This window comes from Frankia sp. CcCS3 (assembly GCF_977927575.1).
The window spans coordinates 1-8,727 of the sequence record NZ_CDWRCL010000176.1 but is presented as its reverse complement, the minus strand read 5'-3'; the positions used below and the strand labels follow the sequence as shown (position 1 = coordinate 8,727).

At 68.7% G+C, this 8,727-nt stretch carries 7 protein-coding genes and 1 pseudogene; 4 read left to right on the top strand and 4 right to left on the bottom strand.

Annotated elements, in window-relative coordinates:
* Positions 1-420: pseudogene (locus AC08OQ_RS14685) on the bottom strand (hypothetical protein); the annotation flags it as partial.
* A gap of 153 nt (positions 421-573) precedes the next feature.
* Here AC08OQ_RS14685 and AC08OQ_RS14680 point away from each other — a divergent pair.
* The 3 genes from AC08OQ_RS14680 (at position 574) to AC08OQ_RS14670 (ending at position 2,447) form a co-directional block, all read left to right on the top strand.
* Positions 574-954 carry a hypothetical protein gene (locus tag AC08OQ_RS14680; RefSeq protein ID WP_476598788.1) on the top strand — a complete coding sequence of 127 codons (381 nt, stop codon included), beginning with the start codon at positions 574-576 and terminating at the stop codon, positions 952-954.
* A gap of 147 nt (positions 955-1,101) precedes the next feature.
* Positions 1,102-1,584: a hypothetical protein gene (locus tag AC08OQ_RS14675; protein WP_476598790.1), complete on the top strand. Its 483-nt coding sequence runs from the start codon at positions 1,102-1,104 to the stop codon at positions 1,582-1,584.
* An 8-nt stretch (positions 1,585-1,592) separates the two neighbouring features.
* Positions 1,593-2,447, top strand: coding sequence for a methyltransferase domain-containing protein (locus AC08OQ_RS14670; RefSeq protein WP_476598792.1), 855 nt, complete (start codon positions 1,593-1,595; stop codon positions 2,445-2,447).
* A 121-nt stretch (positions 2,448-2,568) separates the two neighbouring features.
* On the opposite strand, the gene msrA is transcribed toward AC08OQ_RS14670, so the two are convergent.
* The 3 genes from msrA to AC08OQ_RS14655 all read right to left on the bottom strand — a co-directional run bounded on the left by msrA (position 2,569) and on the right by AC08OQ_RS14655 (position 7,737).
* Positions 2,569-3,273 carry a peptide-methionine (S)-S-oxide reductase MsrA gene (msrA, locus tag AC08OQ_RS14665; protein WP_462187764.1) on the bottom strand — a complete coding sequence of 235 codons (705 nt, stop codon included), beginning with the start codon at positions 3,271-3,273 and terminating at the stop codon, positions 2,569-2,571.
* Positions 3,274-3,414: 141 nt separating this feature from the next.
* Complete coding sequence (locus AC08OQ_RS14660; RefSeq protein ID WP_462187765.1) at positions 3,415-4,707, bottom strand: PhoH family protein; 1,293 nt, start codon at positions 4,705-4,707, stop codon at positions 3,415-3,417.
* Between the two features lie 1,200 nt (positions 4,708-5,907).
* Positions 5,908-7,737: a phosphoenolpyruvate carboxykinase (GTP) gene (locus AC08OQ_RS14655; RefSeq protein ID WP_476598794.1), complete on the bottom strand. Its 1,830-nt coding sequence runs from the start codon at positions 7,735-7,737 to the stop codon at positions 5,908-5,910.
* Positions 7,738-8,019: 282 nt separating this feature from the next.
* Here AC08OQ_RS14655 and trhA point away from each other — a divergent pair, with 282 nt between their 5' ends.
* Complete coding sequence (gene trhA / locus AC08OQ_RS14650) at positions 8,020-8,715, top strand: PAQR family membrane homeostasis protein TrhA (protein WP_476598796.1); 696 nt, start codon at positions 8,020-8,022, stop codon at positions 8,713-8,715.
* Positions 8,716-8,727 lie beyond the last annotated feature (12 nt).

The window sequence follows — 8,727 nt, the reverse complement described above, 5'->3', positions numbered from 1 at the left end:
ATCCGGTCCGGATGTCGTCCACTGCCGGTAGGTCTCTGCTGCAACGAGCCCTGCCGCGGCGAACTCGAAGACCTGTCGCCTGTCCGTCGTGACCATCTCCTCTTCCGCCGTCTGCTGTTCAGCGTCCACGGCGGTTCCCGTCCCGGCAACTTCCTCCAAGCCCCGGAGTCGTTGTGCGGCTTGGGCGGCCCGGATTCGCTCTCCCAGATCGGTCAGCTCGCTGCCGGTTCCGAAGACCTTGTCCAGGGCTGCGAGGACGTGGCCTGCCGGCAGCGGCCCCGCGTTGCGGATCCAGCCGACGTTCTTCCGAGAGTAGGTGGTGCGCTTCTCCAACTGCACCCCGGAGAGCTGGTACTCATTCTGGAGTTCCCGGAACCGGGAGGCGAGTTGTTGCTTCAGCGTGTCGACATCAGCGTGCACGGCGGTTCCCCTCCGACAGCCGGACGTTGGAGGTGAGCGGTGATGTCCCACCTCTGGGCATCAGGTGAGCATTCTGTCGTAGATCTGGTGCGCAGTGTGTCATGTCCTTACCGGCGGATGTGCCGGCCGGCACCCGGAGGCCAGGGAGGATTCGTGACGCTGACGGGTTCTCCCTGCGGGTTGTTGACCGCTGCCGCCGAGGGTGGCCGCCCCCGTGCCGGATCGCCGACCATCGACGGCGGATCGCCGGGCGAGTGGAGGGCGGCCATCTATGCCGGGAGGGGGAGCGGGCCCCGCCGCTCGCGGGCATCCTCCCCCTCCCGGACCCTGCCGACCCGCCGGCCCGGAACGAACTGGATTCCCGGGCGGGACACACCGGCGAACTACTCGATCTCCGTGCTCGACAGAGCCGGGAATCCGGTGGAGAGCCTGATCGGCTGGCCGGCGGCCCGGCTCGCCGACGAGCACGCCCAGACCTTGCCGGACATCGCCGGCTACCGAGTCGTTCCGCTTCGCCGTGTCAACGGCCCCTGAGACCGGGGCCGTCCCTTCCCCGAGGCGGCCCCACCCGATCCCCTCCCCGCCCGCGGCGACCCAATGCCACCGGGGCGCTTCCGTGAGCGCCTGCCCCGGGCGGGGAGGTTCCCCACTCCCTGCCCTCACCCACCCGAAGGGATCATCATGTGCAACAGCAACCACGCATGCTTCACCAAGCCGGGCTATCTGATCGACGTGAAGGCGGAGAGCATCGCTGCCAACGGGGCGCTGTTCACCCGGATGCTCGCCCACCATGCCGAGGTCGGGCTGACCGACGAGCAGATCCGCGGTCTGCTCACACTCTCGGGCGAGTACCATGAGCGGCTGGTCGCGGGCCGTATCCGGATGGCGAAGCTCGGCGAGCAGGTGGAACACAAGGGCTGCCGGCTCGGCGTCGAGGAGATCGCCGCCCGGAAGGCGGCCCTTGACGAGCGGGCCGAACTGTTCCGCGCCGACGAGGCGCTGTTCTTCGAGTACACCGTGCGCGGGCAGGACCTGCTGTCGGACAAGCAGCTCGACCGCATCGACGCGATCTACCATGCCGAGAAGGATCAGGGCCTGGCCGAGCTGGAAAGCGCCCTGGCGAACGCGGTCGGCCCGAACTTCGTGTTCACCTCCGTCGCGTGATCGCGGTCGTGCGGAAGAGTGACCCGGCCGCGCATTGGCTGACGGCCGAACGGTTCGCCGGGATGTCGCCGGTCGAACGGCAGGCGGCGGAAGACCAGCTCCACGGGATTCGCGATCGGATTCTCGCTGGCGCGAAAATCTCACCCGGCGATCATGTGCTGGATCTCGGTGCGGGCACGGGTCTGCTCACCCTCGCCGCCCTGGCCCTGGTCGGCCCGGACGGCGCCGTCACCGCCATCGACCGGTCCGCCGAGGCGTTGGACGCGATCCGACCCGCCGGCTACGGTGCCGGCGCCCCCGAACGGGTCGTCGCCGACGCCGCCAGCCTGCCCCTGCCGGACGGCAGTGTCGATGCGGTCGTGGCCCGCTCGGTTCTGATCTACCTGGAGGATCTGCCCGCCGCGCTGGAGGAGGCGGCCCGGGTGCTGCGTCCGGGCGGCCTGCTGTCCGTCTTCGAGCCGATCAACGCCCGCCGTCGGCACGACGCCGACCTGTCCACCCTCACCGCCGACGAGCTGCGAATGATCGGCGACCTGTTTGCCGACGCGACCCCGGCAGCCCGGACGATGAGCCGGTTCAACGAGACCGACACCGTTACCCACGCCCGAAGCGCCGGCTTCGAGGGCGTCACGGTCGAACGCGACACGGTCATCAGCACCATAACCAGCCGGGACGCCGTCGACGGCTACCTCAACCGGCCGCCGCACCCCGGCGCCCGCAGCCCCATCGACACCATCGCCACCTTCGACGAGAACCTCGCCCACCGCTACGCCCAGGCCTGGCAGCAGGCGATCGACACCCAGGGCACAATCACCTACACCACCCCAGTCATGTACCTGACCGCCACCCGCCGGATGGACTGATCCCACATCTGCCGCAGGACCCGCGGTACCCCGGACCGGCCGTCGGCGCCCCCGCGCCGACGGCCCCCGCTCCCTCCCCCATCCGCGAGGTTCCCCCCGCTCCCGTCTCCGCTGGCCGCGCTCAGCCGGCGCTGGAGGCTTCCGCGGACGTCCCGGCGCGGGGAGAACCGGCCGAGGCGACCCCCACCGGGCATGACAGCCCGGTGCCACCCAGGCCGCAGTAGCCGCCGGGGTTCTTGGCGTCGGAAAGGTACTGCTGGTGGTATTCCTCCGCGTAGTAGAACGGACCAGCCGGGGCGATCTCGGTGGTGATCGCCCCGAGGCCCGCGGCGGTCAGCACCTGCTGGAACGCCTCGCGGCTGGCAGCCGCCGCGGCGGCCTGCCCGGCGGTGGTGGTGTAGATCGCCGAACGGTACTGGGTGCCCACGTCATTGCCCTGCCGCATGCCCTGGGTCGGGTCGTGCCCTTCCCAGAACACGCGCAGCAGCTCCTCGTAGCCGACCTTCGCGGGGTCGTACACCACAAGGACGACCTCGGTGTGCCCGGTCAGCCCGGAACACACCTCCTCGTAAGTGGGGTGCGGGGTGTGCCCTCCGGCGTAGCCGACGGCGGTGGTGTACACCCCGGGAACCTTCCAGAACGCGCGCTCGGCCCCCCAGAAGCAGCCGAGGCCGAACACGGCGGTCTCCAGACCCGCCGGGAACGGGCCGGCGAGCGGGGTCCCCAGCACGGTGTGCGGGACGTCGCCCGCGAACACCGGCCGATCCCGGCCGGGAAGGGCCTGCTCGGGCGTGGGCAGTGTCGTCTTGTGACGACCGAAGAACATGGGAAGCCACCTCCGGTGGTTGTCTCCTCGCACAACCGCGCACCGCGGCCACACGTTCCCGCAGCCCGGGACCCTCGGACGCTCTCCAGATATTCTCCAGATATTCATCGAAAGTTCGCTGGATGATCAGGGAGAACCCCGTCAGAGAACGAGATCCTCCAGCATCGTCGTGACCAGGGCCGCAATCGGCGATCGCTCGGAACGGGTGAGCGTGACGTGCGCGAACAACGGGTGGCCCTTCAGGGTCTCGATCACCGAGGCGACCCCGTCGTGCCGGCCGACCCTCAGGTTGTCGCGCTGGGCCACGTCGTGCGTGAGCACCACCCGTGACCCCTGCCCGAGCCTGGACAGCACGGTCAGCAGCACCCCGCGCTCCAGGGACTGAGCCTCGTCGACGATCACGAACGCGTCGTGCAGGGACCGGCCACGGATGTGCGTGAGCGGCAGCACCTCCAGCATCCCGCGATCCACGATCTCCTCGATGACCTCGGGGGAGACGAGCGCACCGAGGGTGTCGAACACCGCCTGGGCCCAGGGCGCCATCTTCTCGTTCTCGCTGCCCGGGAGGTACCCGAGCTCCTGGCCACCGACGGCGTACAGCGGGCGGAAAACCACCACCCGGCGGTGCGCCCGGCGCTCCATCACAGCTTCGAGCCCGGCGCACAGGGCGAGCGCCGACTTACCGGTGCCGGCTCGACCGCCGAGGGAGACGATCCCGACATCCGGATCGAGCAGGAGGTCGAGGGCCACCCGCTGCTCGGCGGAGCGACCGTGCAGGCCGAACGCGTCGCGGTCGCCGCGGACGAGCCGGACCTGCTTGTCGGCGGTCACCCGGCCGAGCGCGGAGGCACTCCCCCCGGTGGTGGTGAGGACCAGGCCGGTGTGGCAGGGCAGGTCGGCGGCCTCCAGGATCTCGGTGTACTCGCGGGAGTAAAGCCGGTCGAGGTCCTCCTGGGTGACGGTGAGCTCGGCCATCCCCGAGAAGCCGGTGTCCACCGGGGACAGCGCCTGGTACTCCTCGGCGGGCAGCCCCAGCACCGACGCCTTGACCCGCAGCGGGAGATCCTTCGTGACCAGTACGACGTCGGCGCCCTCGCGGGCGAGGTTCATCGCGACGCACAGGATCCGCGAGTCGTTCGTGTCGACCCGGAACCCCAGTGGAAGCACCGCCGCATCGGTGTGATTGAGTTCCACCCGTAGCGTCCCGCCGTTGTCCAGCGGGAGCGGTTGATCGAGGCGACCATGCCGGATGCGCAGATCGTCCAGGATGCGTAGTGCCTCCCGGGCGAACCAGCCCAGTTCCGGGTGGTTCCTCTTACCTTCCAGCTCCCCTATGACAACGAGGGGGAGCACGACATTGTGCTCCGCGAACCGCAGCAGCGCGCCAGGATCAGAAAGCAGCACGCTTGTGTCGACGACATGCGTTCGTGGCACACGCCCACCCGCTTACTCGGAGGTAGTCCGGGACCGACCCCTGCAGGAGCCGGGCACCGGCCTCCTGGTGTAGTCGCGCTTGCGGCACCGAGGGGCCTCCCGAGAGGTCCGGCACCATGCCGGACCACGGCTTGAGACGCTAGCGATCCCACGGTAACCGCAGCCCTCGATGATGGCGACCCACTTCCGACAACACGTTACGTTAAGAACTGGAAACGTCTCGCACCCCGGAGCTCCCGTCGCACCCCGATCGGTCACATTGCGTCCGGATCATGACGCGGAGCATCAACCGCCGCGCGCGGCGCCGTCGGAGACCGGACCACGAGCGTCCGCCCGAGGAAGCCAGGTCACCGCTCACTGCCCGGTTCAGAAGCCCCCGGACCTGCGCTGACTCCGGCAACGGGCACCAACCGGGGCAACGGGCACCGACCGGCCGCAGGCCGCCACCGGATCCACGAGCCCGGCGACCGACGAGAGCCGGGTGACCGCGGGCGTGCCGGCCAGAGACACGGCGGGCCGAAACGCGACAGGCCAGAACGTGACAGGCCGAAACGTGGCGACATGGGAGGGGGCACCCGAAACGCGGCGACCGAAAGGTGACGGCCTGAAGCGCGCCCGCGGGGAAAACGTGACGGAACGCTATGGAACACCGCGGGCCGATGATCGGACACTCGTTGTCTCGACATGTCATCGAGATCGGATCGGACCGGACCGGACCAGGCCCGAAAGAGGGCGCCGACTGGCACCGTCGGGCGGGTCGGAGGAAATTCAGCCAACCGACTGGGGAATTCCCGGAAATTCATCCGGAGAAGGGATTGATCCCCGGCAAACATGCAGGGATCCGCGGAGTGGTCATTATCGGGTGGTGCTCCGCTCAGGTGAGCCGTAGCACGACACTCGGTAGGAACGCGGCCCGCCAACGGCGGAACAACGGACGCGACGCAGAGTTACGAATGAGTCCGCCGCCGGCTGGCCGCCGGGCCGGCGAAGGAGGGCCGAACCCTGCCGACCGGTCGCCACGGGACGGGCCGGGAGCCCGCCGAGCGGGTCGGCCGAAGGCCGGCCCGCTCGGGAGTGTCGCACGAAGTGGTGCCACGGATGGCTTGCGTTGCCACAGATGCCTTGCGAGGTGCTGCCACGAAGTGCCGTGCCAGCGGTGCGGTCCCCGAACGGAGCCCGCGGTTGGGTGGCGTCAGCCGCTCAGCCTCCGCTGTTCAGCCGCTCGACGAGCGCCTCGTGCTCGGTCCACAGGGCGGCCGGAAGCCGTTCCCCGAACGTCTGGTAGTGCTCGGGGATCAGCTGGGCCTCCTGCTTCCACACCTCGACGTCCACCGTGAGCAGGGTCTCGAGGTCCTCCTCGGCGATGTCGAGGCCGTCGGCGGGTAGGGCGTCCTTCGTCGGCAGGACGCCGAGCGGCGTCTCCACCCCGGCTGCCGTGCCCTCCAGGCGACCGACGATCCAGGCGAGGACACGGCTGTTGTCGCCGAATCCCGGCCACAGGAACCTGCTCTCCGGGCTCTTACGGAACCAGTTCACGTAGTAGATCCGCGGGAGCTTCGTCTGGTCGGCCTTCTGCCCGACCTCGAGCCAGTGGGCGAAGTAGTCGGCCATGTTGTAGCCGCAGAACGGCAGCATCGCGAAGGGGTCCCGGCGCAGCTTGCCGATCGCTCCGGCCTGGGCCGCCGTCGTCTCGGAGGCGACGATCGAGCCGAAGAACACCCCGCGCCGCCAGTCGGGAGCCTCGGTGACCAGCGGCACCGCGGTCGCCCGGCGCCCGCCGAACAGGATCGCCGAGATCGGCACGCCGCGCGGATCCTCCCACTCCGGGGCGATCGTCGGGCACTGGCCCGCCGGGACGGTGAAGCGGGCGTTGGGGTGTGCGGCGGGCTCGCTGGACTCGGGGGTCCAGTCGCGGCCCTTCCAGTCGATGAGGTGCGCCGGCGGCTGCTTGGTCAGCCCCTCCCACCAGACGTCACCGTCATCGGTCCTGGCCACGTTGGTGTAGACGACGTTGCCCCAGAGGGTCCTGACCGCGTTGGGGTTGGTCTGCTCGCCGGTCCCCGGGGCGACCCCGAAGAACCCGGCCTCCGGGTTGACCGCGTACAGCCGGCTGTCCTCACCGAAGCGCATCCAGGCGATGTCGTCACCGACGGTCTCCGCCTGCCAGCCCGGCAGGGTTGGGATGATCATCGCCAGATTGGTCTTTCCACAGGCCGACGGAAATGCGGCGGCAATGTAGTGGACCTTGCCAGCGGGAGACGTCAGTTTGAGGATGAGCATGTGCTCGGCGAGCCAGCCCTCGTCGCGGGCCATGACCGACGCAATACGCAACGCATAGCACTTCTTGCCAAGTAGTGCGTTTCCGCCGTAACCTGAGCCGTAGGACCAGATCTCCCGGGTTTCCGGGAAATGGGTGATGTACTTCGTCGTATTGCACGGCCACGGGACATCGGCCTGGCCGGGTTCCAGCGGAGCGCCCAGGGAGTGGACGGCCGGGACAAAGAAACCGTCCGTTCCGAGCTGCTCGAGGGCGGGCGTTCCCATCCGGGTCATCGTCCGCATGGAGATGACGACGTAGGGCGAGTCGGTGATTTCGACACCGAGGGCCGAGATGCTCGAGCCGAGCGGGCCCATGCAGAACGGGACGACGTACATCGTCCGACCCCGCATGCACCCTGCGAACAGGCCTCGGAGCGTGACCCGCATCTCAGCAGGGTCGAGCCAGTTGTTGGTCGGGCCGGCGTCCTCCGCCTGCTCAGAGCAGATATAGGTACGGTCCTCCACGCGGGCCACGTCGCCCGGGTCCGAGGCGGCGTAAAAGCTGTTCGGACGTTTCTCGTCATTCAGCCGGACCAGGGTCCCCTGCTCGATCAGAAGGGAGGTCAGCCGATCGAACTCCGCGTCTGATCCATCGCACCACTCAACCCGGTCCGGCTGAGTGAGTTCGGCAATCTCGCGCACCCAGGCAACTAGCCTGGCGTGCCTCGTGGGGGCCACGTCCAGCCCCGAAACCTGTGCCGCGGTTGTCACAGCTCACACCTCCGGTCGAGTCGAACCTGCCGCGCTCTCTTCCCATATGCAGGTGCCCACTTGAGAACTCGAACGTACTCGTGGATGTTCAGACAAAACCCACAATATAGGGGGAGTTCGAGGCCACGTTCAGGATCATTAGACTGTACCGCGCGTTCCGTCCGCAGTCGCGCGATAGCGAGTGCGCAGAAGCGTCGGATCCATCACGCGCCGGTACGGACCGACTGCTGCCGTCCGGCTCCGCTTCGTGACGGCACTGACCCTCGGGTTATCGTTCTCGGCGTGGCTTCCCTCGTACAGCAGCCGGCCGGGCCTCCGCAGACGGACATCGCCTCGCACCCGCGTGACCTGGTGCGACCGCGCATGCGGGGATGGCTACATGCCGGCGCGTTCCCGATCAGCCTGACACTAGGCGTCATTGCGGTGGCGCTGGCTACCACGCTGCGTGCCCGGCTCGGTATCGCAGTTTACGCCCTGAGTATTGCGGCCCTCTTCGGAACGAGCGCCCTCTACCACCGGACGATGTGGTCGACATCACGCGCCCGGGCGCGCATGAAACGCCTCGACCATTCAATGATCTTTGTTTTCATCGCCGGCACTTACACCCCTTTCGCCCTGATTGCGATGCCGCCGACGACCGCTCGGGTGGTCCTGGCGGTGGTGTGGGGAGGGGCAGGACTCGGCGTCGCCATCCGGATGCTGTGGCTGCACTCGCCGCGGTACCTGACCGTGCCGCTCTACATCGCGCTCGGCTGGGTGGCCGTCTTCGTGATCCCGGAGCTCGCCCACCGGGCCGGGATCGCCTCGATGGTCCTTCTGCTCGTGGGGGGGGTCTGCTACAGCCTCGGCGCCGTCGTCTACGCCTGCCGGCGACCGGACCCGGTGCCCACGATCTTCGGCTACCACGAGGTGTTCCATGCCTTCACCCTCGTCGCCGCGACCTGCCACTACATCGCGCTGCTCTTCGCCATCTACTAGGGCCTGTTTGGG